We start from the raw sequence: 24,053 nt of genomic DNA on the forward strand, positions 1-24,053 counted from the left end.
GAAAGGTGATGGGGCGTTGGAGATAGGAGATATAGGGGCGGGAGGTGATGGGGCGTTTAGAGGAGGCGGCGCTCCGCGGCCCACTTGGTGAGTTCGTGGCGGCTGGAGAGCTGGAGCTTCCGCAGCACCGCCGAGACATGGGTCTCCACGGTCTTGATGCTGATGAAGAGTTCCTTGGCCACTTCCTTGTAGCTGTAGCCCCGGGCGATAAGCCGCATGACCTCAAGCTCACGGGCGGAGAGCTTGTCCAGTTCATCATCGGCGATGTCCGCGGGGGCGGTGCCGAAGGCGTCCAGGACAAAACCGGCCAGGCGGGGCGAGAAGACTGCGTCGCCGCCGGCCACCCGGAACACGGCATCGGTAATTTCGGCGCCGGAGATGGTCTTGGTGACATAGCCGCGGGCGCCGGCACGGATGACGGCGACCACGTCCTCCGCGGCGTCGGACACACTCAGGGCCAGGAACCGGGTGCTGGACAGGAGCGCGGCGGAGCCGGCGATGACTTCCCGGCCGCCGCCGCCCAGTCCGCCGGGGAGGTGGACATCCAGGAGGACGACGTCGGGCCGCTGCTGGGCAATCACGGCGATGGCCTGCTCCACGGTGGCAGCCTCCCCCACCACCTGGATGCTGGGGTCGAGGTCCGCTTTCAGGCCGGACCGGAAAATGGCGTGGTCGTCCACGATGACCACCCGGGCCGAGTTGGCCGGCCGGGCACTTCCGGCACCTGTTCCCTGGGTTGTGTTCATGATTTTCCTTCCGCGTGTTCTGCTGCGGCAGGCAGCCGGAGGCGGACCTCGGTGCCGTCGCCGGTGCTGAGGATGGCAGCCGAGCCGCCGTGCCGTTTCATCCGGCCGATGATTGATTCCCGGATACCGAGCCGGTCCGCGGGCACGTCCCCCAGCTCAAAGCCCGGTCCCCTGTCCTTGATGAAGATCTCGGCCTGCCCGTCAGACGCTTCAAGGTAGACCGAGACCGTCCCGCCACCGTGCCGTGAGGCGTTGAGCATGGCCTCCCGGCTGGCCTGGACCAGGGCCTCGTGCGCCTCGGTCATGACGGCGTCACCAACGGTGACCACTTCCACGGCATTGCCGAGCAGGTCCTCGACCTCGCCGGCAACAGCCTTGATCCGGTCCGAGAGCTGGCCGCTTTCGCGGCCTGGATCCTGGAACAGCCAGCCCCGCAACTCGCGTTCCTGGGCACGGGCCAGGCGGACGACGTCGTGCTCGTTGCCCGCCCGCCGCTGGATCAAGGCGAGGGTCTGCAGCACCGAATCATGGAGGTGGGCGGCAATCTCGGCACGTTCCGTTTCCCGGATCCGGCCCGCGCGCTCCGCTTCCAGGTCACGCCAGAACTTCAGGGCCCAGGGCAGCAGGACCAGCACCACGCCGCCCAGGACGGCCACCGAAGCGAGCAAGGCGAGCCAGGTCTGTTCCCAGGAACCCGAGCCGGACACCATCACCAGAACCCCGGCCACCACCAGCGCCAGACCGGCGGCGAGCCGGCCCCAGCCGCCGGCCTGGTCCGCCTTGGTCTTGTCCACCAGGCCTGCACGCCGGGTCTCGTCCAGCTGCATCCACGCGATCGAGGCGCCGCCCAGGACCGCGGCAGCCGGGATCAGCGTTCCCAGGGACACGTCCACACCCAGCAGCTGGGCGATCATGATGCCGGCGACGAGCAGCAGTCCGCAGCCCAGCAGGATTTCCTTGCCGTACCGCATTCCGCGCGCCCGGAACCACGGGGGAACCGGAGCCCCGCCCTGGTCCTCCGGGACGGGACCTGGGGCACCCGCCGGGGATCCGGCGTCGGCAGCGGCCCCCTGGGCGGGCTGGCTCACCGCCGGGGCAATGGGCGACGCCGGGCGGCGGGCGTTGCGGCGGGCGGCCTCGTCCGCAGTGGGCACCATGATCCAGAGCCAGGCATAGAAGACCAGGCCCGCCCCTCCAGCGAAGGACGCCAGGACCATGCCCAGGCGGACGTTCTTCACCGGCCAGCCGAGGTGCGCGGCAAGGCCGGAGCACACCCCCGCGATCACACGGTCGCTGCTCCGTGCCAAGGGCGGCCGCGCCGGAAGGGTTGTCATGGGTCAATCCAAACACGGATCAGGGTTGCCCGGACCGCATTCGGCCGCTTCCCGGGGACAGCTCAGGGACGGTTCAGGGTTTCCCCCAGTAGAGCGCCAACCGGCCTGGACGGGAGGATCGAGGTATGAACCCGCACACCCCCTCCCCCGACGACGAACACCCTGCCGAACCCCTCCCCGACGGGCAGCCCGGCACGAACAGCGAGCGGCCCACCGAGCCCCTGCCGTCCTCCGCCTCCACGCCTCCGGAGCCCGCCCCGGTCCCGCCTGCGGACCCCTCGCCCAACTACGCGTTCCAGGGCAGCCCCGCCCCGGCGCCGTCCACCGACTTCTTCGGCTGGATCCGCAGCAACGGCATCTACCGGGGCAACGACCGCTGGGTCGGCGGCGTCTGCAGCGGCATCGCCCACCGGCTCGGCGTTGACCCCATCATCATCCGCGGCGTCTTCATTGTCCTGACCCTCCTGGCCGGCATTGGCGTCCTGCTGTACGGCCTGGCCTGGGCCTTCCTTCCGGAACCGGACGGCAGGATCCACGTCCAGGAAGCAGGGGCCGGCCGGTGGTCCAGCGGCATGACAGGTTCCCTGATCGCCACGGTCCTGGGCCTCACCGGCCTGGGGGGAGGCTTCTGGGGCTGGAGCCATAACGGCCTGAGCGGCCTGCTCTGGACCCTCTTCTGGGTGGGTGGCGCCATCTACCTGATCTACTACCTCTCCCAACGCAACAAGGCCCACCCCACCATGGCCGGGCACGGCACGGCGGCTCCCGGCGGGACCTACCCGGTGGGCAGCACGGCGCACACCTCAACGTTCACCGCAGGAACGGCTCCCGGGCCTGCCCCGGCCGCAGCACCCGCCTACGGCAGCGGCACCACCGGTTCAGCGCCCACCGGCTCCTACGGCCACGGCAGCTACAGTCCCGCCGGGAGCGTCCCGGCCGCTGGCGGCGTTGGCGGCGCCGGAGTTGGCGCCGGCAGAGTTGGAGCCGGCGGCGTGGGCGGCGCCGGCACCTCCCCGGGCGGCCCCGGCAGCGGCATACCCGGTGAAGCCGGATACCCCACCCCGTGGGTCCCGCCGCGGCCGCCAAAGCCCGGCCCATCCGGTCCCGGCGCCCCCGCAGTCGCCATCGCCACGGGATCTGCCCTGCTGGTGGGCGGCGGACTCAAGGCCCTGGACGCCGCGAACATCATCAACCTGGGCGGCTCCGGCAACGCCGTCGTGTGGGCCAGCGCAGCGGCCGTCCTCGGCCTGGGCATCCTGGTGGCGGGCTTCCGCGGCCGGACGTCCGGCATCCTGAGCCTCTTCGCGGTGATCGCGCTGCTCACCGGCGGCATCTACAACACCCTGGACGACGGCCGGATGCGGTTCCAGCAAGTTGACTGGAACCCGGCCAGCATCGAGGAAGCGCGCGGCGGCATCGACATCACCGCCGGCCGGGGAACCGTGGACCTCACGGGACTCTCCCCAACCGCCCCCCTGACGTCCGACGTCGTGGTTCCCCTGGACATCACCGCCAGCAACGTGACCGTGGTGATCCCGCAGAACCTGCCCGTTGACATCAAGGCGGACATGACCATGGGCAACCTGAACGAAGGAAGCGGCCAGCGCGGCGGCACCACCACCCGCGAAAGCAGCTACAACACGGACCGGCCAGGCAACCACCTGGTGGTGCAGATCGACGGCACCTTCAGCAACGTCACGATCCAGGAAGGCAACTGACATGGACAACAGCAACATTCCGACGACGGCGGGCCAGGAGACTGCCGGACCGGCACCGGCCAGGGTGGGAACGGTGGTGTGGGGGCTGATCGTCCTGGCACTGGCCGCGCTGATCATCGTGGCCCAGCTTGGCATCGTGACGCTCAACGGCACCTACGTCCTGATCGGCCTCATGATCGGCGCGGGCGTGGCCCTGGTGGTGGGTGGCCTGCTCTCAGCCCGGAAACGTGACAACGAACCAACTACAGGGAAGTCTTGAACCATGGATAAGTTCTTCAGCATTGTCAGGGGCTTCGGCCTGAAGCGCGGCCCCGAGCGGTGGCTTGGCGGGGTTTGTGGCGGCATCGCTGCCAAACTCAACGTGGACGTGGCGTACGTCCGCATCGCGTTCCTGCTCTTCGCCCTGCTTCCGGGCCCGGCATTCGTCTTCTACGTCCTGGCGTGGATCACCCTTCCGGACCAGCGCAACGAGATTCCGCTCCAGGCGTTCCTGGACCGCCGGTCGCTGAACCGGCCCTGACCGCCCAGGACCACGGCCCCGGCCCCGTGAATGATCACGGGGCCGGGGCCTTTTCCGTGTCCCCCGCGTGCGGGGCCGAGCCGGCCCCCATGTAACCGGTTTGTGTCGTACCCCACACACCCCACTACACTTCTAGGTGAGCTCAGCGTGGCGCTCTGCCTGTAAACCTTCTCCCCAGGATTTGAGCCGAACATGAAAATTGGAATCCTCACCAGCGGTGGCGACTGCCCCGGATTGAACGCAGTGATCCGAGGTGCAGTGCTCAAAGGCATTGCGGTCCACGGCCAGGAGTTCGTCGGATTCCGTGATGGCTGGCGGGGCGTGGTGGAAGGGGACATCATCGATATCCCCCGCACCATGGTCCGCGGCATCGCCAAACAGGGTGGCACCATTTTGGGCACCTCCCGCACCAACCCGTTCGAAAACGGCGGCGGCCCGGAGGCCATCAAGGCCCACATGCACCGGCTGGGCATCGACGCCATCATCGCCATCGGCGGTGAGGGAACCCTGGCCGCGGCCAAGCGGCTGACCGACGCCGGGCTCAAGATCGTAGGCGTCCCCAAGACCGTGGACAACGACCTCGACGCCACCGACTACACCTTCGGTTTCGATACCGCCGTCCAGATCGCCACCGAGGCCATCGACCGGCTCCGCACTACGGGTGAGTCCCACCACCGGTGCATGATCGCGGAAGTGATGGGCCGGCACGTGGGCTGGATTGCGCTGCACGCCGGAATGGCTGCCGGGGCGCACGCCATCCTGATCCCGGAGCAGAAGGTCAGCATCGAGCAGATCACCGAATGGGTCAATGAAGCCCACGCCCGCGGCCGTGCGCCCCTGGTGGTGGTGGCTGAAGGGTTCGTTCCGGAGCACATGGAGAGCCCGCACTCCGAGCGCGGCCTGGACACCTTCGGCCGTCCCCGCCTGGGCGGCATCGCGGACCAGCTCGCCCCCGAACTCGAAGCCCGGACCGGCATCGAAACCCGTGCCACCATCCTGGGGCACATCCAGCGCGGCGGCGTCCCCTCGGCCTTTGACCGGGTCCTGGCCACCCGGCTGGGCATGGCCGCCATCGACTCCGTGGTCGAAGGCTACTGGGGCACCATGGTGGCACTGAAGGGCACCGACATCCAGCATGTCGCCTTCGAGGAAGCCCTGGGCCAGCTCAAGACCGTCCCGCAAAACCGCTACGACGAAGCCGCGGTCCTGTTCGGCTAAGCCTGCAGGCCCCCCTAGGCTGGGACCATGACACTCGATCCCGGCTCAGCGGCCATCATCCAGTTGGCATGGGCACGCCGGCTGGGCCTTGACGACGACGCGTTCGGTGACGCCCTGGCATCGGGGGAACGGATTGTCCGGGCCGACGAATCGGCCCGGACTGTCGACTTTGTGCGGCTGTTCGGAAGTTCCGCCCTGGTGGGACCACGGAGCGTCATCGACGCCGCGGCGGACATTCCCGATGAGGAAATGGCCCAGCACGTCACCCTCCTAAAACTGACCAGGGAGCAGGGCGGCCACGGACTCGGTGCCGCAGCCCTGTTCTTCGCCGACGACCTGCCCCTCCAGCAGCCCTCCGAGGAACTGACCGTCTCGCACGGTAATCCGGAAGCGATCGAGCTGGAGGGAAGGTGCCCGCCGGACGACGTCAACGAGGTGGGTCTTTCCGACCTCGAGAACCGGTACACCATCGTCCATGAAATCGATGGCAGGCGCGTGCCCCTTGCCTGCGGCGCTTATGGCGAGTGGGAAGGCCTGCTGGCCAACATGGGGGTCCTGGTGGATCCTGAGTGGCGGCGGCATGGTCTTGGGGCCCTGGCCGGATCCATCGCCGCCCACGAGGCCCTTGCCGCAGGGCTGACGCTGCAGTGGCGTGCAGACGTCAGCAACACCGGCTGCCTTGCCCTCGCCCGGAAACTGGGCCTCTCAGCCGGCGGAATCCAGACCAGCGTCCACCTTCGCTGACGCAGGGCTCCCCGCGGCGCCCCAGTCCTGGACCGGCTTCGGCTTGGCAAAGAACAGGGCAACGGCTGCGGCAACCAGCACCACTGCGGCGGGGAGGAGGATCGACTGGGCCATCGCCGTCGAAAACCCTGCGTGCAGGAACCCGGGAAGCGTACCGCCGCCCATGCCCATGCCCTCACCGGATGGGCCGCCGGGGCCGCGGGACGGGAGTTCGGCCGCCAGCCGGGACTGGATGAGGACGGCGATCGCAGCGCTGCCCAGCACGGCCCCGAACTGCCGGGTGGTGTTGTACACCCCGGAGCCTGCGCCGGCCTGGCGCGGCGGCAGGTTACGGGTGGCGGTGGTGCTCAACGGCGCCCAGATGCCGGCGTTGGCAAAGCCCAGGACTGCGCTGGGAAGCAGGAACAGCAGGATGGGAGTGTCCGGCTGCATGAGCAGGCCATTCCAGACCAGGGCGACAGCCATCAGCGTCAGGCCGCCGGCAGCAAGGTATTTCGGGTTGACCCGGTCCACGATCTTGCCCACCACCGGTGCCGTGCCGCCTGAGATCAGCGCCATGGGCACCATCAGGAGTGCCGACTGGGTGGGCGTCAGGCCGCGGACCAGCTGATAGTAGAAGATCAGGGGCAGGCTGAAGGACGTGACGGTGAACCCCACCATGGTGATGCCAAGATTGGCGAGGGAGAAGTTCCGGTCCCGGAACAGACCCAGCGGCAGGAGCGGTTCGCCCTTGTTGAACCGCTGCCACGCCACGAAGGCGGCCAGGACAACAAGGCCGGCAATAATGAGTCCCCAGACGCTGATGGGTCCGGTGATGGTGCCCCAGTTGTAGGTCTCGCCTTCCTGGATGCCGAAGACCAGCAGGAAGAGCCCGACGGCGCTCAGCAGGACACCGGGGATGTCGAACCGGTGCGGGTGCGTGCTCAGCGCCGGGACATTGCGCATTGCCAGGATGAAGCCCACGACGCCGATGGGCACGTTGATGAAGAAGATCCACTCCCAGCCCAGGCCGTCCACCAGGACACCGCCCAGGATGGGCCCCACCAGGGTGGCCATGCCGGCCGTGGCACCCCAGATGGCCATGGCGGAACCGCGGCGGTCAGGCGGAAAGATGCGGGTGATGACCGCCATGGTCTGGGGCGTCATGACCGCTGCGCCGAGCCCCTGCACCACGCGGGCCGCGATGAGGGTTTCCACGTTTTGGGCCAGGCCGCACCAGAGGGAGGCCAGGGTGAACACCACCAGTCCCAGCAGGTAGAGCCGCTTCGGCCCGAACCGGTCTCCCAGCCGGCCCGTGATGAGCAGGGGCACGGCGTAGGCCAGCAGGTAGGCACTGGTCACCCAGATCACCGAGTTGATGTCGGCGTTCAGGCCCTCCATGATCCGGGGATTGGCCACCGAGACGATGGTGCTGTCGATCAGGATCATGAAGAACCCGATCACCAGGGACCACAGCGCCGGCCACGGCTTTTCTACGTTTTCCACTCTGTCATCCTTCTGGAGTTTTGTTTGGTGCCGGGCGGAAACCCGGAAAAGTCAGCCCAGCAGGTCCAGGATCTCCGAGCGGGCAAACATCTGCGCCGCTGCCCGTGCCGACGGCGCACCGGCGTCCGGATCCGCTCCGGCGCCCAGCAGAACCCGGGCCACGTCCGTGTAGCCCTTGAACGCCGCTCCTGCGAGCGGGGTTTGGCCCCTGTCGTTGGCGGTGTTGGCTTCCGCACCGTGCTGCAGGAGCAGCTCAACGGTGCCGGCGTGCCCGTGGTAGGCCGCGAGCATCAGAAGGGAATCGCCGGCGGAGTTCGTCATGGTGGCGGGCACCCCGGCGTCCAGGTAGGCACCCAGCAGCTCGTCACTGCCGTCACGGGCAGCTTGGAAGAGCGTGTGCGCCAGAGCCAGCGCGTCGTCGTCGTGCCCCTCCGTTGCCTCCGCCCCGGCGTGGACGGGCGTGGTGTTCTCGGTCATCAGCGTGGCCCCCTCAGGAATCCGGTCTGGCGCCCCACAACCTGGCCGGCGTCGGGGGCGACGATGAGTTCCTGGACGGCCGGATACGGCTCGTCGCCGTCCAGGACCGTCAGTATTTCATCCGGGGCCACGGAACGCTTGATGACTGCCAGGGCGACGGGACCCATTTCGTAGTGCTGCGCCACCGAGGTCACGGTCCCCACTTTCCGCTCCCCGGCCATGACGGGACTCCCGGCAGCGGGCAGGGTGTGCTGCGAACCGTCCAGCTGCAGGAACACCAGCCTGCGCGGCGGGTGGCCAAGGTTGTGGACGCGGGCGATGGTTTCCTGCCCCTTGTAGCAGCCCTTGGCCAGGTGCACGGCTGTACGCAGCAGGTCCAGTTCGTGCGGGATGGTCTTGTCGTCCGTCTCGGCCCCGATCCTGGGGCGCCACGCAGCGACCCGGAGTGCCTCGGCGGCGAGCACGCCGGCCAACGCCCGCCCGGCGACGGCGTCCTCCAGCCCGGCGGCGGGGATAAGGTACTCGAACCAAGGACGCTCAAGCCCGGGATGGTTCTCCTCTGAGACGGTGGCGTAGGAGTATCCGCCGGCGGAGACGTGCGGCCACGGATCCTGCCAGGCGAGGTGGCCGGACCATTCGGGCACGGCACGTGTGCTGCCCACAACGGCCCAGTCCGCCGAAACGTCGGCGATCTCCACCCGCAGCATGAACTTCATGCGGTTGAAATACTCGGCAAGCGGGGCGGCTTCGGCTGCCTCCACGATCAGCCAGGTGCTCTCCCCGTCGTCGACCACCCTGGCGTCGAAGTCGATGCGGCCCTGGACGCTGAGGAGCAGCAGTTCGCTGGACTCGCCGGGTTTCAGGGCTGCCACCTGCTGTGAGGACAGGGTGTTAAGCCAGCTGAGCCGGTCCGGCCCGGTGACGGTGACCACGCCGCGGTGGGAAAGGTCGACGACGGCGGTTCCGGCAGCAAGGGCGCGCTGCTCGCGCAGCGGCTCGCCGTAGTGGGCGGCGACCCCGGCGTCAGGGCCGGCGGCCTCGACGGCCCCGGGGCGCGACAACAAAGGGCTGGGCGTAGTCATATGAAGTAGAAGTCCTTGGAGGTCAGCGGTATTCCGGGTTTTCGAAATCGAATCTTGTACCGGCAGCCCATTCGCCCGGCAGGTTTCCGTACGCGGGATAGCCCTCGGCGTCCTTCAGGATCCTGGCCAGGTGCAGGAGGTTCCACGTCATGAATGTGGTGTTCCGGTTGGTGAAGTCCGTCTCCGGGCCCCCCGAGCCTTCATCCAGGTAGCTGGGCCCGGGGCCCACTGGGCCGATCCAACCGGCATCGGCCTGCGGGGGGATGCTGAAGCCGATGTGCTGAAGGCTGTACAGGACGTTCATGGCGCAGTGCTTGATGCCGTCTTCGTTTCCGGTGATCAGGCAGCCGCCGACTTTCGGGTAGAACACCCATTGGCCCTTGCTGTTGAGCTCCCCGGAGTGGGCGTAGAGGCGTTCGATCAGCTTCTTGGTCTGGGAGGAGTTGTCCCCCAGCCAGATGGGTCCGGCAACCACAACAATGTCGGCTTCCTGGACCGCGGGGTAAAGCTCGGGCCATTCGTCGGTGGCCCAGCCGTACTGGGTCATGTCCGGGTAGACGCCGGTGGCGATGTCGTGGTCCACCGTGCGGATCACCGTGGTGCTGACGCCCTGCTTTTCCATGATGCGGCGGCTGATGCGGATCAGCCCATCGGTGTTGGAGGTCTGGGGCGACTTCTTGAGCGTGCCGTTGAAGAAGACAGCCTTGAGGTCGCCGTAACCGGCCGGCGCTCCTGCTGCTTTCCTGGTGCCTTCTTCCACGGTGCCGCTCCCTTTTTCGCGGGTCAGGAGACCCTCTTTTTGGTCAGGAAACCCTCGTTGGTCAGGAAACCTTGTGCAGGAACGCGGAAGCGTGTGCCTCCAGGCCCTTCCCTGCCTCGCCGCCCGCGGCAACGTCCCACCGCCACAACAGGTTGCCGTCCACCAGCCCGAAAATGCGGGTGGCCGCGCTGTAGTCCTTCGAGTGGCTGCCGCGCATCACCATGTCGGTGGTCAGCTGGATCTGGGGACCCTTGATCTGGCCGTAGTACAGCTCCGAGATACCGCCAGGATGCGAGATGGACACGGAGATGTCGAAGCCGCCGTCCTTGTTGCGCAGTGCCTCAACCTCGTCGGCACTCTTCAGCACCGGCACGATGTCGGCGGGCACCAGGCCGGGACCGCCGTCGGCATCAAGCTGCTTGCGCTCCAGCGCCCAGAAACCCGTCTCGACGGTGAGCGGCCGCAGGCGCGTGCCTTCGTCGTCGGTCAACCAGCTTTCGGCACGGTACTGCAGGTACGGCAGGCCGTTGTGGGTGAAGGAAACGTGCTGCAGGAAGTGTTCGGAATCCTCGTCGCCGCTGCCCAGCCGGCCCCGGCCCTCCCACTCACCGATGAGCCAGGAAAGGGGGACGAGTTCGGGGGTCAGGTCTGTAGGAATCTCAATGGGCATTGGTCTTACCTCCAGATACGGCCGGTCCTTGAAAAGGGGTGGCTACTTCTGGCCCTTGAAGAGGCGGTAGACCACGAAGCCGGCGAACCAGGCCATGGACAGGCTCGCAATGCCGAGCAGGACAAGGAAGAAAATTTCAAAAGCAAGTACGGACATGGTGCCATCCTAACCCGTTAGTAGATGAGTAGTTTGTCTATGAAGTACGCGAGGGATCCGACGGCCGAAACAGGGGCAAGGCCCATGCCCAGCGCGGCCGGGATGTTCAGCGGGGCGCCGCGGAGCGTTGCCAGCCGCCGGAAGCTGGCCAGGACCGCACCGACCACCACGCCGAAGACGGCGGCCGGCAGGACGGCAATGTCCGACAGGACCAGCCCGGCAAGCGGTCCGGCCAGTCCGGCAAGCACCACTCCCAGCGGGGCGACGATGCTGTCCGGCCAGCGGATAAGCCCTGCCAGCAGGGCCACTGCGGCGCTGATCGCCGCCACCAGCAGCATTTCCCGGACACCGTTGAACCGGGAGCCGGCAATCCAGCCCGCGCCGAGGCAGGACAAGAGGACACCTGCGCAGCATCCAAGGGTGGACTCCAGCCGCTGCGCCTGCCCGGTCCCGCGGATCAGCTGCACCACGAAGACGGCCATCATTCCCAGGGCAACGAAGGCCGGTGTCCAGTCCAGGTATCCGGGGGCGGGCGCCAGGCCCGCCGCCACTGCGGCGCCTGCGCCCGGCAGGGCGATGACGGCGGCGAGGGTCTTCTTGGCGGGAATGCGCAGGAAGTGCGGCCAGCCGATGCCCACGGCCGCGGCGATCAGGATGCCCACCGCCACGAGTGCTTCCGGCGAGGCGTAGACCCCGGCGATGATCGCAATAAGGCCGGCTATCCCGACGACGCCAACGGTCCAGGAGCCAAGCGAACGGACGGGCGCCTGCAGTTCCGCCGTCATGCGGAGCCCGGCCTGTGCTTCGTCGGTGCACTCACTGCGCTGTTTTCCCATCCTGGCAATCGGCCGGAAGGCTGGTCAGCCCCCTCACGGCAGGGCGGTCCGCCCCGGTCCAATCCTGCCTTATGTGAACTGGATATGTCGCAAAACGTGCTGGTCCACGTCGCGGATCTGTGGTCTGGAAGGGGCTGACGGGTATACTCAAGGTTCAGCTACGCTCCCTGCTGAGGTGGCTGGCCGGCGGCATGCTGACGGACCAAAACCTCCTGCAGGAAGCCAGTACCGGCCGGTGAGAATCCGGTTCAGTCGCCCAACGATGCGCGGACGGCCCTTGGAGGAACAATGTCGCACATCCTGTTACTGACCAACAGCACCGGTTCTTCGGTGGACATCCTGCCTGCCCTCGAGCTGCTGAACCACAGGGTCCATATCCTCCCCGCCGAGCCGACGGCCCTCCTCGAAACAGACCCCTGCGACATTGTCCTGCTGGACGCCCGCAAGGACCTGGTGGGCGCCCGGTCCCTCACCCAGCTCCTGAAAGCCACTGGCCTCAGCGCCCCGCTCGTGCTGATCCTCACTGAGGGCGGCATGGCTGCGGTGTCCTCCGCCTGGGCCGTTGACGACATCGTCCTCGATTCCGCCGGCCCCGCCGAGGTGGAGGCCCGCATCCGGCTGTCCGTTGCCCGGGCCGTACCCGAGCAGGAAGACACCCCGAGCGAAATCCGTGCCGCGGGCGTCGTCATCGATGAGGCAAGCTACACGGCCCGGGTCAACGGGGCGCCCCTGAACCTGACCTTCAAGGAGTTCGAACTCCTGAAGTACCTGGCGCAGCACCCCGGCCGCGTCTTCACCCGGCAACAACTGCTTACCGAGGTTTGGGGTTACGACTACTACGGCGGCACGCGTACCGTGGATGTCCACGTCCGGCGGCTGAGGGCCAAGCTCGGCGCGGACCACGAGAACCTGATCAGCACCGTCAGGAACGTGGGCTACCGCCTCACCCTGGTCCGGCAGCAGGAAGATGAACTCACCGAGGCCTGAGCCTGGACCGCCGCCGGCGTATAGCCTTGGCTCATGACTCCAGCGCATCCGCAGAAGTGGCCCGTCCATGTCGTCCGGGGCGGAGCTGACCAGCAACTGCTGAAAGACTGCCGCGACCTTTTGGCCGCGGCTGAGGAATCGGACGGCAACCCCTCCATTTCCGAGCAAACCCTGGTGACCATGCGCGCCGGGGATTCGGCGGAGCACACGCTGCTGACGCTGGCCCTCTACGCCCCGGACGAGGATTCCGACCCGGTGACCGGCCAGGATCTGGCGGGCTTCGCCGTCGTGGTTGAAGAGCAGGACGGAACCGGCATCCTGGAAATCGCCGTCCATCCCTCGTACCGGAACCAGGGTGTGGCGGACCGGCTGGTGGGCGCGCTGAAGGAGGTCCGGGGCTTTGACGGGCTGAAGGCGTGGTCCCACGGCAACCACGAGGCCGCTGCCGACCTTGCCGCCCGCTACGGGTACGCGCCGGTGCGCGAGTTGTGGAAGATGCGGATGACGACGGCGGGCGCGGACCTGCCCGACGCCGGCCTTCCGGACGGGGTGGCCATCCGCGCCTTCGTCCCCGGCAAGGATGAGGAGGCGTGGCTGGCCGCCAACCGGGCGGCGTTCGCCCACCACCCCGAGCAGGGCGGCCTCACCAGGGCCGACCTCGACGCGCGCATGGCCGAGGACTGGTTCGACCCGTCCGGATTCCTCCTGGCGGAAGACCGGGACGGGCGCCTCCTGGGGTACCACTGGACCAAGGTCCACCCCCGCCACGGTGAGCACCCTGCGATCGGCGAGGTTTACGTGGTGGGCGTGACGCCGGAGGCGCAGGGCATGGGCCTGGGCAAGGCTTTGACCATTGCCGGCATCAAACACCTCCGCGACGCAGGATTAAACGGCGTGATGCTTTACGTGGATGCTGACAACGCCCCGGCCGTTGCCCTGTACCGCCGGCTCGGCTTCACCCGCTGGGACATGGACGTCATGTACGGCCCGGCCGGCGGGTAGGCAGGCCGCGAACCAATCCCCGGCGCCGCGTAAAACAAAGGCCGTGGGACCGGTGAATGCTTGTAAGGTTGAAATGGAGCCGCGCGGGGCGGAAGCGCCGGCACTGGAGCGCCAGCTAAAGGAGAAGCCATGAACCCGGAACCGTCCGGAACAGCCACGTCCCAGGATGTTGCGGTGCCTGTCCGGGCCCGCTTCGGCTCCTCCGAGGTACCGGCATCACGGGCCACCCAGGACCGGATCGACATCCCTGAGTTCGCACCGAACCTGCAGCCGGAAGGCGACATCCGCCCTGACCGGTTCCTGGACCGCGAGCTGAGCTGGCTTGCCTTCAATTCCCGCGTGCTGGAACTGGCGGAAGACCCCACCCTCCACCTGCTGGAACGGGTGAGCTTCCTGTCCATCTTCGCCTCCAACCTGGACGAGTTCTTCATGGTCCGCGTGGCAGGCCTCAAGCGCCGCATCGCCACCGGGCTCGCCGTCCCCTCCCCTGCCGGCCTGAGCCCGGTTGAGGTGCTGGAGCGGATCAGCGAGGAAGCCCACCGGCTCCAGCAGCGGCATTCGCAGGTCTTTGCCGAGCAGATCCGCCCCGCCCTGGCCTACGAGCACATCCACGTCATGCAGTGGGGGGAACTGGACGACGCCGCCCAGCAGCAGCTCAGCGTCATGTTCGCGGAAAAAGTCTTCCCCATCCTCACGCCCCTTGCCGTGGATCCGGCCCACCCGTTCCCCTACATCTCGGGTCTGTCACTGAACCTTGCCGTGGTGGTCCGGAACCCGGTCAGCGACAAGGAGCTCTTCGCCCGCGTCAAGGTCCCCGACCAGCTGCCGCGGCTGATCTCCATCGACGGCCCGCGCGCCGGTGCCGTGCCGGGCCGTGTGGCACGGTTCATCGCGCTTGAAGAAGTCATCGCCGTGCACCTGGACAAGCTGTTCCCCGGCATGGAGGTCCTGGAGCACCACACCTTCCGCGTGACGCGCAACGAGGACGTGGAGGTGGAGGAGGACGACGCCGAAAACCTCCTGCAGGCACTGGAGAAGGAACTCCTCCGCCGCCGGTTCGGGCCGCCCGTCCGGCTGGAAGTTACCAACGACATCAACCCCAATATCCGGGCACTGCTGATCCGTGAACTGGGGGTCGAAGAGTCCGAGGTGTACTCGGTGCCCGCACCACTGGACATGCGGGGCCTGTCCGTTATTGCCGGAATCGACCGTGCGGACCTGCACTACCCCAAGCATGTCCCGCACACGTCGCGGTACCTGAACGAGTCCGAGACATCCAAGGCTGCCAACGTGTTCGCCGCCATGCGGCGCCGGGACATCCTGCTGCACCACCCGTACGATTCGTTCTCCACGTCAGTCCAGGCGTTCCTGGAACAGGCCGCGGCGGACCCGAAGGTCCAGGCCATCAAGCAGACCCTGTACCGCACCTCCGGTGACTCCCCCATCGTGGACGCCCTGATCGACGCTGCCGAGGCCGGCAAGCAGGTCCTGGCCCTGGTGGAGATCAAGGCCAGGTTCGATGAGCAGGCCAACATCTCCTGGGCCCGCAAACTGGAACAGGCCGGCGTGCACGTGGTGTACGGCATCGTGGGCCTGAAAACCCACTGCAAGCTTTCGCTGGTGGTCCGGCAGGAGGTGGACGGCCTTCGCCGCTACTGCCACATCGGCACCGGCAACTACCATCCGCGCACTGCACGGTACTACGAGGACCTGGGCCTGCTGACTGCCAACGACCAGGTGGGCGAGGACCTTTCCAAGCTGTTCAACCAGCTTTCCGGCTACGCGCCCAAGTCAACCTTCAAGCGCCTGCTGGTGGCACCCCGCTCCGTGCGCTCCGGGCTCATCGACCGGATTGAGACGGAGATCCGCAATGCCCGGGCAGGTGTGCCGGGCCATGTGCAGATCAAGGTGAACTCAATGGTGGACGAGGCCATCATCGACTCCCTGTACCGTGCATCCCAGGCGGGTGTGAAGGTGGACGTGGTGGTCCGCGGCATCTGCTCCCTGCGCCCCGGCGTTCCCGGCCTGAGCGACAACATCACGGTGCGTTCCATCCTGGGCCGGTTCCTTGAACACTCGCGGGTGTTCGCCTTTGCCAACGGCGGGGACCCCGTGGTGTACATCGGCTCCGCGGACATGATGCACCGTAACCTGGACCGACGGGTGGAGGCGCTGGTGCAGCTCAGCAGCCCGGACGACATCACCTACGTCCTTGACCTCCTGCGCCGCTACATGGACCCGGAAACCTCCAGCTGGCACCTCGACAACGAGGGCCGCTGGATCCGGCACCACCTCTCCGAGGACGGGAAGCCGCTTGAAGACGTCCAGTCCTGGCTGCTGGCGTCCCGTCCGCGGCAACGCAGCCTGAGCCGGCGATAAGGGCCGCCGCGTTGTCGAGCGATGCACTCGTAGCTGACCAGACTGACCACCCGGGGGAACCCATAGCTGTAACTGCTGCGGGCGCCATTCCGTGGCGCGCCGGCAGGGACGGCCTGGAGGTCCTGCTGATCCACCGGCCCCGCTATGACGACTGGTCATGGCCCAAGGGAAAGATCGACGCCGGCGAGACAATCCCCGAATGCGCCGTCCGTGAGGTGTGGGAGGAGATCGGCCTCAAGGCGCCCCTGGGGATACCGCTGCCGCCCATCCACTACCACGTGGCGTCGGGCCTCAAGGTGGTCCACTACTGGGCGGTCAGGGTCAACGGTGACAGCCTGGTTCCGGACGGAAAGGAAGTGGACAGCGTCATGTGGTGCGCCCCCGAAAAGGCCGCCCGCCTGCTGTCCAACCCGTCCGACGTCGGCCCGCTTGAATACCTGCGCGACGCGCACGAACGCGGTGAGCTGGACACCTGGCCCTTACTGGTGCTCCGCCATGCCAAGGCAAAGCCGCGCTCGTCCTGGAGCAAGGCCGAGGGCGAACGCCCGCTGGCGGCCACCGGATCCCGGCAGGCCCAGGCCGTGGGCCGGCTCCTGGAGGTATGGAAGCCCATGCGGGTGGTGACCAGCCCCTGGCTGCGCTGCGTCGCAACCGTGGCCCCGTATGCCCGGGCCACGGGCGCGAAAGTGAAGCTCGCGGAGGGCTTGACCGAGCACAAGCACCAGCGCAGTCCGAAGAAAACCGCCGCCGTCATCGAGTCCCTGGTCGATAAGCAACGGGCCGTGGTGGTCTGTACCCACCGGCCTGCCCTGCCCACAGTGCTCAAGCAGCTTGCCACCCACATGCCATCACACCTGGCGAAGCTGCTGCCCGCCCATGAGCCGTTCCTGTCACCGGGCGAGGTGGTGGTCTGCCATGTGGCCAACAGCGGTAAAAAACGGGTTGTAGCGGTGGAACAGTTCAAGCCCTTTGACGACTAAGGAAACCCGCGCCGCTTGACCCGGGGCCGGTATCCCCCTTGACTTGGGTGAACGATGCACAGTTCTGGGGGATAACGTGCCGGCTGCCATGACCGCTGTTCTTTCTGATGCTCCACCCGTTGCCGTCCTCTGGCCGTTCCTGCTCGCCGGCGGCGCGTACCTCCTGCTCCGATCCCTGATCCGTGGCGCCCGGGGCCCGGATTTCACCGCAGCAGCATCCCGGCACGCGTTCTGCATCGGAGTGATCGGCTGGCTGGGAAGTTCGCTGCTGCCGGCTGCCAACGCAGGCATCCTGCCATTACCTGGATCATCGACGGTTCCCGTGGACATTGCCCCGGCCCTCGCGTGGCCGGTTCTCGGCTGCCTGGCCGCACACGTGCTGGGGCAGCTCAGCTACCCCAAGGCCCGCGTCCAGCCGGGGAAGCTGACCGGAAAGGTGTCCCGCGTCCGCGATCTCCTTCCCCGTCCCCTCGCCTGGACGGTCACGGTGATCTTCGGCCTCTCCGTTGCCCAGGTCGTGTGGACGTCCACTCTGCCCGGTTTCGCACCACGCCCTTACTGGTCACGCCCGGATGGTGGGGGCGGCTACGCCACCTTTGGCGGAGAAGGCCGGATCCCTGGCGTGCAGCTGGCGATGTACCTGGGCGGCGCGTTGTTCGCCCTGGTTTTGGGAACCCTCGCCGTACTGCTGCTGATCAGCCGCCGCAGGCCGGTGGACGGGCTTGCCTTCGGACTCGACGCCCTGCTGCGGACCATCACCATGAACCGTCTCCTTCGTACGGTTGCGACCGTTGCGTCCGGGTTGGCGGCCATCGCGGGAAACCACGCAGCCCGGACGGATCCGGCCACCGGACCCGCGAACTGGTTCAACCCGGCCGGGGCACTGAATCTGGGCGTCCTGCTGCTGATGTTGTTCTGGTCTCCACCCAGGCTGACGGGCGCACAGCCAAGGCGCGGGCGCGCCGCCAACCGGGAAGAACCGGTCATGCGGTTGTCGGTGTCGATCGGCGCCGTGATGGGACTTGCGGCGTTTGTTCCTGTACCCGCGGCAATCTTGGTCCCGGGCGCGGTTACCGGGCATCCGGCGCTATTGGTGGCCGTATCCGCCGCGGCTGTCCTGGCCGTTGTTTCACTCGGCGAACTGCTGGTGCACCGGAATTACGGGGCCACGGACGAGCCTCGGCACTGGCCCCGCCAACCGGTTCCACCCGGCCTGGCCTGCACGCTGGTTGCGGCTGCAACTGTTCTCATGGCTGCCGTCTTCCTTGTTGCGTGGCGGCAGGTTGAGCTGGGAGTGGAGCAGTCATGGCCGGTGACTGCTTGGGCCAGTGCCGGGGTTCTGCCCGTCTCGGGCCTTCCCCTGCTGCTGGCCCGCCGGCGCAGCAGCGTTCGAGGCACTGTCCCCGGACTCGACGCCGCCCTCCGCGCCATCACCGTGCACCGGGTGGTCCGGACGCTGGCCGCGTTCTTCGCGGTTCAAGCCGGTGTTTTGCTGATAGGCGCCGGCCCGAAGCTGCACAGCGCATCGCCCCTGGGCCCGGAGCCCTGGGACTTCGCCTGGCAGGCCGCGCCCGGCGTCGGGGCTGTCCTGGCAGCGGCGGGCGTGGTGGTCGCCGTGATTCCTGTCGGCGGAACAGCCCAGCGCGGTACCTCCGGACCACCGCCGGCCCAAGATCTTCAGCCAGTAGACTTGAGGCGTGAGCATCCCAACGCCTTATGAAGACCTCCTGCGCGATGTCCTGGCCACCGGCACCCATAAATCGGACCGCACGGGCACCGGAACCACCAGCGTTTTCGGGCGGCAGATCCGCTTTGACCTCTCCGAAAGCTTTCCGCTGATCACGACCAAGCGGGTCCATTTCAAGTCAGTGGCGGTGGAGCTCCTGTGGTTCCTGCGCGGCGAGACCAACATCAAGTGGATGACGGACCAGGGCGTCACCATCTGGAACGAGTGGGCGGATGAGGACGGCGACCTGGGCCCGGTCTACGGCGTGCAGTGGCGAAGCTGGCCCACCCCGGACGGCGGCCACATCGACCAGATCGCCGAACTGATCGAGAACCTGAAATCGAATCCGGACTCCCGCCGGCACATCGTGTCAGCGTGGAACGTTTCCGAACTCAACGACATGGCGCTCCCGCCCTGCCACGCGTTCTTCCAGTTCTACGTGGCCAACGGCAAGCTCTCGTGCCAGCTCTACCAGCGCTCCGCTGACATGTTCCTGGGCGTCCCCTTCAACATCGCCTCCTATGCGCTGCTCACCTGCATGGTCGCCCAGCAGGTGGGCCTCGAGCCCGGCGAATTCGTGTGGACCGGCGGTGACGTGCACATCTACGAGAACCACATGGACCAGGTCCTCAAGCAGCTGGAACGCGAGCCCTACGAGTACCCGCAGCTGAAGATCACCCGCAAGCCGGCCTCGATCTTCGACTACACCTTGGAGGACTTCGACGTGGTGGGCTACCAGCACCACCCCACGATCAAGGCGCCGATCGCCGTATGAGCACCGAAAACTTCACTGATCCCCAGTCCTTCACGGAGGAGCTGGCTGCCTCGATCACCGGCGTCGGCCTGGTCTGGGCGCAGACCTCCGACGGCGTCATCGGCAAGGACGGGGACATGCCCTGGCACCTGCCCGAGGACCTCAAACACTTCACCCGCCTCACCAACGGGCATCCGGTCATCATGGGCCGGAAAACCTGGCTGTCCTTCCCGGACAAGTACCGCCCGCTGCCCGGGCGCACGAACATTGTCATCACCCGGCAGAAAAGCTGGGCCAACACGCCCGAGGCGGAGGGCGCCGTCGTGGTTCCCTCCCTTGATGACGCACTCCTTGAGTCGCAGTTTGTCGACGGCGGCGAGACCGTCTGGATCCTGGGCGGCGGTGAGGTCTTCCGCCAGTCCACCGAGCTCGCCAACGTCGCGGTGGTTACCACCATCGATGTGGAGGCCGACGGCGACACATTCGCCCCGGAGCTCGGCGCCAGCTGGGAGGCCACCGCCTCCGTCCCGCCGGACGGCTGGCTGACGGCCGCCAACGGCACACGCTACCGATTCACCAAATGGTCACGGACCGAGGGCTAGGAACATGCTGAAGAAACCGGAAACCCTGTTCGTCCTGGGCTACATGCTGCTGCCCCTGCTGGCGCTGCTGTCCGCGATCGTGGGACTGACCATGATCCTGGGAGGCAACAAGATCGCCGGAGCCATCGTGCTGGTGGTGGTCACACAGGTGTTCACCTTCGGGGCGTTCTTCGCGCTGCGCGCGCGGAAGGCAGCCGTACTGGAGCAGTCAGACCAGGGCTAACGCTCACTGCAGCGGCATGGGGAGGACACCCCATCGCGGGCGGCCCGGGCGCGGCCTAGGCTGGGGCATGCAGCACTCTGGGGGCTGTTGAATGATATTGGGGGGAAATCCTGGTGGCAGGAACTTTATGGGGCGCCGACGTCGAGCAACTGCGGGCCCTCGCGCAGCAGTTCAACAAGACGGCGGATCTGCTGCAGCAGCAGTCGACGCAGCTGAGCAGTCAGATCAACAACAACCCGGCCTGGAAGGGCGCGGATGCCCAGCGGTTCCGCTCGGACTGGAACACCAGCCACCGGACCCTTCTCCAGCAGACCGTCTCGCGGCTGCAGCAGGAATCGAAAGTACTGCTCAAGAACGCTGATGAGCAGGAGAAGGCGAGCGGCGGGGCACCCGGCTCCGCGGGCGGCCCGGGCTTCGGCGGATCTGTCGGGCCAGGTTCCGGATCTCCCGCGGATCCTTGGGGGCCCGATTGGCTGGCCAAGGGTTCGCCATTCCGGGACGGGTGGGGTCTTCGCGGCCAGATCAAGGCGGGCTTGGATCTGCCGAAAAGCGTTTTTGGTTTGGGCACGATGGCCGCCAAAGGCCTGGACAGCTTTACTGATGCTGAACTCTGGGCCAAGCTTCCGGGCAGGAGCATCACTTACAATTTGCTGGATTCCGGGACAGATATCCTCGGACTCAAGAATCTTCAGAAATATATCCCGGCACTCAACCAATTCGGCGGTGTCTTTAAAGAGAGTCCATGGTTGTTCAAGGGTCAGGGTGCAATTCTCGAAGGCCTTGGAAAAGGCGGGCTCGGCCGGGGCCTGGGGTGGGCCGGCGTGGGCCTGAACGCTTTCGACACGGCGGGGTATATCGCGGCAGGCAAACCGGAGGAGGCCTTGTGGTCGGGCGCCAAGACGGCACTCGGCGTGGCCTGCTTCCTTCCGCCGCCTGCTGGAACCATCTGCACGGTGGTCAGTGCCGGAATCGCGATTTACGAGATCCCTGCCGTCAAGGAGTTCGTGAACAACGCGGCCAGCAACGTCGCGGATACTATGGCCAGCGCCGTGAAGGATCCTGGCCGGTTCGTCGAAGACACCGGCAAGAATCTGGCCGACCTCGGCAAGAGCGCCGCCAGCTTCCTCGGCTTCGGATAACTCAACTAAAGGACAAATTCGTGACAGCCAGCACTGAATCCATCAACCCGCCGGACACGGCGGTTGGCTTCGGCTTTGCCGAAATCGCATACCTGATCAGGAGGTTCGATACCGACGCCGCGAGGAAGTCCGCCCAGGTACTCCGACTGGAAGAGGAAGTCCAGTCGGACCCCATCTGCGTCGCGGGAGGATCTTCGCTTCTGGCCCGTGGCTTTGCCAGCGTCGATGACGACCTTGAATTGGAAGGGCCCGCGGTACCCACCGCGTACGCCTTGTCCAGGGCGGGCCGCTGGACGGAAATCAGCCTGGTCGACGGCGAGAAAACGGACACTGTGGTACACGTGGAGTCCGACAAAGTATCTGTGCTGATGCAGCCCAGGACCCTGGGCACCTGGTTCGTCTTTGCCCAGGACCCCTCTATCGACGGCGCAGACGCCCAACTCTCCCTCATCAAGGAACATCGGCGGACTCATCCCGAAGGGACCGCCTTTGTCCGGGTCAAGTCGATCTCTGGGGAAGACCACCTGCTCATTCGACCGGAAGGCCTCGGCTGGGCGGTTGGCAAGGTTATCGATCCCACCCGGGATGTCGAGGAAATCACGGGCCTGGACACATACGGCCTGCTTACCCGTATTCGGGAAACCCGCGGAGAAACCACATGAGCAGCGAAGACCCACGACCGGTTCCTCCGGTCAAGCGCAAAGGCTACTACAAGCGCCAAATCCAACTGGAGGCCGAGAGGCAGGGACTCACGCCCGAGGAATACGGGGTCTATAAAGGCTCAACGGGCAGCGTGATCAAACCCGTCAATTCAGCAGGCGGACTGCTCTTCCTTGCCATCTTGATCTCCCTGTTCTCTGGCATTGTGGTGGGTGCGGCAATCATCGTCCTTACCGGTGACGGGGTCACCAACTGGGTGCAATTCGTCATCGCCTGTGTGATTGTGCTTTTCCTGGTGCCCACCTCATGGGCTTACTACTTCAAGGAACGCAAAGCGGCACGGCTGCGGAAGGCGGCTGGAAAAACACTTGAACCTCCCACCCGACGCTCAAGCAGGCCGGACTGGTAGCAGAATTGGGTCTCCGACGGTGCCGGTGAAGCACCGCCTGGCCGGGAACGGTGAGATCGTCAGCTACACGGACGAAGAGTACGGGGTCAGGAAGGGTGACGGCCCTGTTCGGGCCTGATGGTTTACGGCATAGTCCGGATACTTCCGGGAGCGCAAGGCGGAGAGGCTCCGCAAAGCCAGGAACCTCCCGCGGCCCGTTGGATAGCGCCTTACCCAGCCGGCCGACGTCGTAGGCTCATGGCGGCACGCAGTGACGTAACCGACTGCGCCCTTCCGGATGCGAAGTCTAAACTGGACCAATGACTACAGCAGCTACCCCTTCCGTCGGCCTGGTCGGATGGCGCGGCATGGTCGGTTCCGTCCTCATGCAGCGCATGCAGGACGAGGGCGACTTCGCCAACATCAACCCGGTGTTCTTCTCCACCTCCAACGCGGGAGGTGCCGCCCCGTCGTTCGCCGACGGTGCCGGCAAGCTCGAGAACGCGTTCGACCTCGACACCCTGGCCAAGCTGCCCATTATCGTCACCGCCCAGGGCGGGGACTACACCAAGCAGGTCCACGGGGACCTGCGCAGCCGCGGCTGGGACGGCCTCTGGATCGACGCCGCCTCCACCCTGCGCATGAACGACGATTCGATCATCGTGCTGGACCCCATCAACCGCGATGTCATCGACAAGGGCCTGGTCAACGGCACCAAGGACTTCATCGGCGGCAACTGCACCGTCTCCTGCATGCTCATGGGCCTCGGCGGCCTGTTCAAGAACGGCCTGGTGGAGTGGGGCACCTCCATGACCTACCAGGCAGCCTCCGGCGGCGGCGCCCGGCACATGCGCGAGCTCCTCAGCCAGTTCGGCACGCTCAACGCCGAGGTCAGCACGGAACTGGACGACCCGGCGTCGGCCATCCTGGACATTGACCGCAAGGTCCTGGCCCACCAGCGCACCGACATCGACGCGACCCAGTTCGGTGTCCCCCTGGCCGGCTCCCTGATCCCCTGGATCGACGCGGACCTGGGCAACGGCCAGTCCAAGGAAGAGTGGAAGGCCGGGGTGGAAACCAACAAGATCCTGGGCACCTCCGAGGAAAACCACGTGATCATGGACGGGCTCTGCGTCCGCATCGGCGCCATGCGCTCCCACTCCCAGGCCCTGACCTTGAAGCTCCGCGAGGACCTGTCCGTGGCCGAGATCGAAAAGCTCCTGGACGAGGACAACCAGTGGGCCAAGGTGGTTCCCAACACCAAGGAGGCCTCCATGGCCGAGCTGACCCCCGTGGCCGCCTCCGGCACCCTGGACATCCCGGTGGGCCGCATCCGCAAGATGGAAATGGGCCCGCAGTACATCAGCGCCTTCACCGTGGGCGACCAGCTCCTCTGGGGCGCCGCCGAGCCGCTGCGCCGCATGCTCAACATCGCCACCGGCAACCTGTAGCTTCCAGCTGCCTCAC

Annotated in this window: 25 protein-coding genes; 17 read left to right on the forward strand and 8 right to left on the reverse strand. The window is 66.7% G+C overall.

Going from position 1 to position 24,053, the window contains the following annotated elements; all coding sequences use genetic code 11:
- Nucleotides 1–56 precede the first annotated feature (56 nt).
- Entirely contained in the window at nucleotides 57–746 is a 690-nt protein-coding gene (locus PUN51_RS01560) for a LuxR C-terminal-related transcriptional regulator (RefSeq protein WP_224026672.1), read from the reverse strand.
- Nucleotides 743–2,080, reverse strand: coding sequence for an ATP-binding protein (locus PUN51_RS01565; RefSeq protein ID WP_224026673.1), 1,338 nt, complete (start codon nucleotides 2,078–2,080; stop codon nucleotides 743–745). Before PUN51_RS01565 ends, PUN51_RS01560 begins: the two co-directional genes overlap by 4 nt.
- Before the next feature lie 125 nt (nucleotides 2,081–2,205).
- Between PUN51_RS01565 and PUN51_RS01570 the strand changes: the two genes are divergently transcribed.
- From PUN51_RS01570 to PUN51_RS01590, 5 genes are all read left to right on the forward strand, one after another.
- Nucleotides 2,206–3,798: a PspC domain-containing protein gene (locus PUN51_RS01570; protein WP_275179651.1), complete on the forward strand. Its 1,593-nt coding sequence runs from the start codon at nucleotides 2,206–2,208 to the stop codon at nucleotides 3,796–3,798.
- Nucleotide 3,799: 1 nt separating this feature from the next.
- Nucleotides 3,800–4,057: a hypothetical protein gene (locus PUN51_RS01575; RefSeq protein ID WP_224026675.1), complete on the forward strand. Its 258-nt coding sequence runs from the start codon at nucleotides 3,800–3,802 to the stop codon at nucleotides 4,055–4,057.
- 3 nt (nucleotides 4,058–4,060) lie between these two features.
- A complete protein-coding gene (locus PUN51_RS01580; protein WP_159631346.1) occupies nucleotides 4,061–4,318 on the forward strand; it encodes a PspC domain-containing protein in 258 nt (85 codons plus the stop codon).
- Between the two features lie 192 nt (nucleotides 4,319–4,510).
- Nucleotides 4,511–5,536, forward strand: a complete 1,026-nt coding sequence (locus PUN51_RS01585) for an ATP-dependent 6-phosphofructokinase (RefSeq protein WP_275179652.1) — start codon at nucleotides 4,511–4,513, stop codon at nucleotides 5,534–5,536.
- Nucleotides 5,537–5,563: 27 nt separating this feature from the next.
- Nucleotides 5,564–6,280, forward strand: coding sequence for a GNAT family N-acetyltransferase (locus PUN51_RS01590; protein ID WP_159631344.1), 717 nt, complete (start codon nucleotides 5,564–5,566; stop codon nucleotides 6,278–6,280).
- Here the strand turns inward: PUN51_RS01590 and PUN51_RS01595 are convergent.
- The 6 genes from PUN51_RS01595 to PUN51_RS01620 all read right to left on the reverse strand — a co-directional run bounded on the left by PUN51_RS01595 (nucleotide 6,242) and on the right by PUN51_RS01620 (nucleotide 11,695).
- Nucleotides 6,242–7,765 (reverse strand): DHA2 family efflux MFS transporter permease subunit, encoded by a 1,524-nt coding sequence (locus PUN51_RS01595; RefSeq protein WP_275179653.1) that lies wholly within the window; start codon nucleotides 7,763–7,765, stop codon nucleotides 6,242–6,244. The two genes, PUN51_RS01590 and PUN51_RS01595, sit on opposite strands and share 39 nt — an antisense overlap.
- A 51-nt stretch (nucleotides 7,766–7,816) precedes the next feature.
- On the reverse strand, nucleotides 7,817–8,242 hold the full coding sequence (locus PUN51_RS01600; protein ID WP_159631342.1) for an ankyrin repeat domain-containing protein: 426 nt from the start codon (nucleotides 8,240–8,242) through the stop codon (nucleotides 7,817–7,819).
- Nucleotides 8,242–9,324: a CAF17-like 4Fe-4S cluster assembly/insertion protein YgfZ gene (ygfZ, locus tag PUN51_RS01605; RefSeq protein WP_275179654.1), complete on the reverse strand. Its 1,083-nt coding sequence runs from the start codon at nucleotides 9,322–9,324 to the stop codon at nucleotides 8,242–8,244. Before ygfZ ends, PUN51_RS01600 begins: the two co-directional genes overlap by 1 nt.
- 22 nt (nucleotides 9,325–9,346) lie before the next feature.
- The gene (locus PUN51_RS01610) at nucleotides 9,347–10,084 is read right to left on the reverse strand and encodes a flavodoxin family protein (protein WP_275179655.1); all 738 of its coding nucleotides are present in this window, start codon (nucleotides 10,082–10,084) and stop codon (nucleotides 9,347–9,349) included.
- A 61-nt stretch (nucleotides 10,085–10,145) separates the two neighbouring features.
- On the reverse strand, nucleotides 10,146–10,754 hold the full coding sequence (locus PUN51_RS01615) for an FABP family protein (RefSeq protein WP_159631340.1): 609 nt from the start codon (nucleotides 10,752–10,754) through the stop codon (nucleotides 10,146–10,148).
- A gap of 173 nt (nucleotides 10,755–10,927) precedes the next feature.
- Entirely contained in the window at nucleotides 10,928–11,695 is a 768-nt protein-coding gene (locus PUN51_RS01620) for a permease (protein ID WP_275179963.1), read from the reverse strand.
- A 339-nt stretch (nucleotides 11,696–12,034) separates the two neighbouring features.
- On the opposite strand from PUN51_RS01620, the gene PUN51_RS01625 reads away from it, so the two are divergent.
- The 12 genes from PUN51_RS01625 to asd all read left to right on the forward strand — a co-directional run bounded on the left by PUN51_RS01625 (nucleotide 12,035) and on the right by asd (nucleotide 24,037).
- Nucleotides 12,035–12,733, forward strand: a complete 699-nt coding sequence (locus PUN51_RS01625) for a winged helix-turn-helix transcriptional regulator (RefSeq protein ID WP_159631339.1) — start codon at nucleotides 12,035–12,037, stop codon at nucleotides 12,731–12,733.
- A 33-nt stretch (nucleotides 12,734–12,766) separates the two neighbouring features.
- Nucleotides 12,767–13,735, forward strand: coding sequence for a mycothiol synthase (mshD, locus tag PUN51_RS01630; protein ID WP_224026679.1), 969 nt, complete (start codon nucleotides 12,767–12,769; stop codon nucleotides 13,733–13,735).
- A 129-nt stretch (nucleotides 13,736–13,864) separates the two neighbouring features.
- Entirely contained in the window at nucleotides 13,865–16,114 is a 2,250-nt protein-coding gene (locus PUN51_RS01635; protein ID WP_159631337.1) for an RNA degradosome polyphosphate kinase, read from the forward strand.
- Nucleotides 16,115–16,125: 11 nt separating this feature from the next.
- Entirely contained in the window at nucleotides 16,126–17,094 is a 969-nt protein-coding gene (locus PUN51_RS01640; RefSeq protein WP_159631336.1) for an NUDIX hydrolase, read from the forward strand.
- Nucleotides 17,095–17,182: 88 nt separating this feature from the next.
- Nucleotides 17,183–18,814, forward strand: a complete 1,632-nt coding sequence (locus PUN51_RS01645; protein WP_224026680.1) for a hypothetical protein — start codon at nucleotides 17,183–17,185, stop codon at nucleotides 18,812–18,814.
- Nucleotides 18,792–19,595, forward strand: coding sequence for a thymidylate synthase (locus tag PUN51_RS01650; RefSeq protein WP_224026681.1), 804 nt, complete (start codon nucleotides 18,792–18,794; stop codon nucleotides 19,593–19,595). Before PUN51_RS01645 ends, PUN51_RS01650 begins: the two co-directional genes overlap by 23 nt.
- Entirely contained in the window at nucleotides 19,592–20,176 is a 585-nt protein-coding gene (locus tag PUN51_RS01655; RefSeq protein ID WP_224026682.1) for a dihydrofolate reductase, read from the forward strand. The genes PUN51_RS01650 and PUN51_RS01655 overlap by 4 nt, the downstream gene beginning before the upstream one ends.
- 4 nt (nucleotides 20,177–20,180) lie before the next feature.
- On the forward strand, nucleotides 20,181–20,399 hold the full coding sequence (locus PUN51_RS01660) for an NF038396 family protein (protein ID WP_141159734.1): 219 nt from the start codon (nucleotides 20,181–20,183) through the stop codon (nucleotides 20,397–20,399).
- Between the two features lie 113 nt (nucleotides 20,400–20,512).
- On the forward strand, nucleotides 20,513–21,538 hold the full coding sequence (locus PUN51_RS01665; RefSeq protein WP_224026683.1) for a hypothetical protein: 1,026 nt from the start codon (nucleotides 20,513–20,515) through the stop codon (nucleotides 21,536–21,538).
- A 20-nt stretch (nucleotides 21,539–21,558) separates the two neighbouring features.
- A complete protein-coding gene (locus PUN51_RS01670; RefSeq protein ID WP_275179656.1) occupies nucleotides 21,559–22,200 on the forward strand; it encodes a hypothetical protein in 642 nt (213 codons plus the stop codon).
- Nucleotides 22,197–22,607 (forward strand): hypothetical protein, encoded by a 411-nt coding sequence (locus PUN51_RS01675; RefSeq protein ID WP_159631328.1) that lies wholly within the window; start codon nucleotides 22,197–22,199, stop codon nucleotides 22,605–22,607. Before PUN51_RS01670 ends, PUN51_RS01675 begins: the two co-directional genes overlap by 4 nt.
- A gap of 299 nt (nucleotides 22,608–22,906) precedes the next feature.
- Nucleotides 22,907–24,037: an aspartate-semialdehyde dehydrogenase gene (asd, locus tag PUN51_RS01680; protein ID WP_110541362.1), complete on the forward strand. Its 1,131-nt coding sequence runs from the start codon at nucleotides 22,907–22,909 to the stop codon at nucleotides 24,035–24,037.
- The last annotated feature ends 16 nt before the right edge of the window (nucleotides 24,038–24,053 follow it).

This window comes from Arthrobacter sp. NQ4, assembly GCF_029077345.1.
Taxonomy (GTDB): domain Bacteria; phylum Actinomycetota; class Actinomycetes; order Actinomycetales; family Micrococcaceae; genus Arthrobacter.

Coding starts and splice junctions, on each gene's coding strand:
- PUN51_RS01560 (WP_224026672.1), bottom strand. CDS start 746: ATGAACACAACCCAGGGAACAGGTGCCGGAAGTGCCCGGCCGGCCAAC.
- PUN51_RS01565 (WP_224026673.1), bottom strand. CDS start 2,080: ATGACAACCCTTCCGGCGCGGCCGCCCTTGGCACGGAGCAGCGACCGT.
- PUN51_RS01570 (WP_275179651.1), top strand. CDS start 2,206: ATGAACCCGCACACCCCCTCCCCCGACGACGAACACCCTGCCGAACCC.
- PUN51_RS01575 (WP_224026675.1), top strand. CDS start 3,800: ATGGACAACAGCAACATTCCGACGACGGCGGGCCAGGAGACTGCCGGA.
- PUN51_RS01580 (WP_159631346.1), top strand. CDS start 4,061: ATGGATAAGTTCTTCAGCATTGTCAGGGGCTTCGGCCTGAAGCGCGGC.
- PUN51_RS01585 (WP_275179652.1), top strand. CDS start 4,511: ATGAAAATTGGAATCCTCACCAGCGGTGGCGACTGCCCCGGATTGAAC.
- PUN51_RS01590 (WP_159631344.1), top strand. CDS start 5,564: ATGACACTCGATCCCGGCTCAGCGGCCATCATCCAGTTGGCATGGGCA.
- PUN51_RS01600 (WP_159631342.1), bottom strand. CDS start 8,242: ATGACCGAGAACACCACGCCCGTCCACGCCGGGGCGGAGGCAACGGAG.
- ygfZ (WP_275179654.1), bottom strand. CDS start 9,324: ATGACTACGCCCAGCCCTTTGTTGTCGCGCCCCGGGGCCGTCGAGGCC.
- PUN51_RS01615 (WP_159631340.1), bottom strand. CDS start 10,754: ATGCCCATTGAGATTCCTACAGACCTGACCCCCGAACTCGTCCCCCTT.
- PUN51_RS01620 (WP_275179963.1), bottom strand. CDS start 11,695: ATGACGGCGGAACTGCAGGCGCCCGTCCGTTCGCTTGGCTCCTGGACC.
- PUN51_RS01625 (WP_159631339.1), top strand. CDS start 12,035: ATGTCGCACATCCTGTTACTGACCAACAGCACCGGTTCTTCGGTGGAC.
- mshD (WP_224026679.1), top strand. CDS start 12,767: ATGACTCCAGCGCATCCGCAGAAGTGGCCCGTCCATGTCGTCCGGGGC.
- PUN51_RS01635 (WP_159631337.1), top strand. CDS start 13,865: ATGAACCCGGAACCGTCCGGAACAGCCACGTCCCAGGATGTTGCGGTG.
- PUN51_RS01645 (WP_224026680.1), top strand. CDS start 17,183: ATGACCGCTGTTCTTTCTGATGCTCCACCCGTTGCCGTCCTCTGGCCG.
- PUN51_RS01655 (WP_224026682.1), top strand. CDS start 19,592: ATGAGCACCGAAAACTTCACTGATCCCCAGTCCTTCACGGAGGAGCTG.
- PUN51_RS01660 (WP_141159734.1), top strand. CDS start 20,181: ATGCTGAAGAAACCGGAAACCCTGTTCGTCCTGGGCTACATGCTGCTG.
- PUN51_RS01675 (WP_159631328.1), top strand. CDS start 22,197: ATGAGCAGCGAAGACCCACGACCGGTTCCTCCGGTCAAGCGCAAAGGC.
- asd (WP_110541362.1), top strand. CDS start 22,907: ATGACTACAGCAGCTACCCCTTCCGTCGGCCTGGTCGGATGGCGCGGC.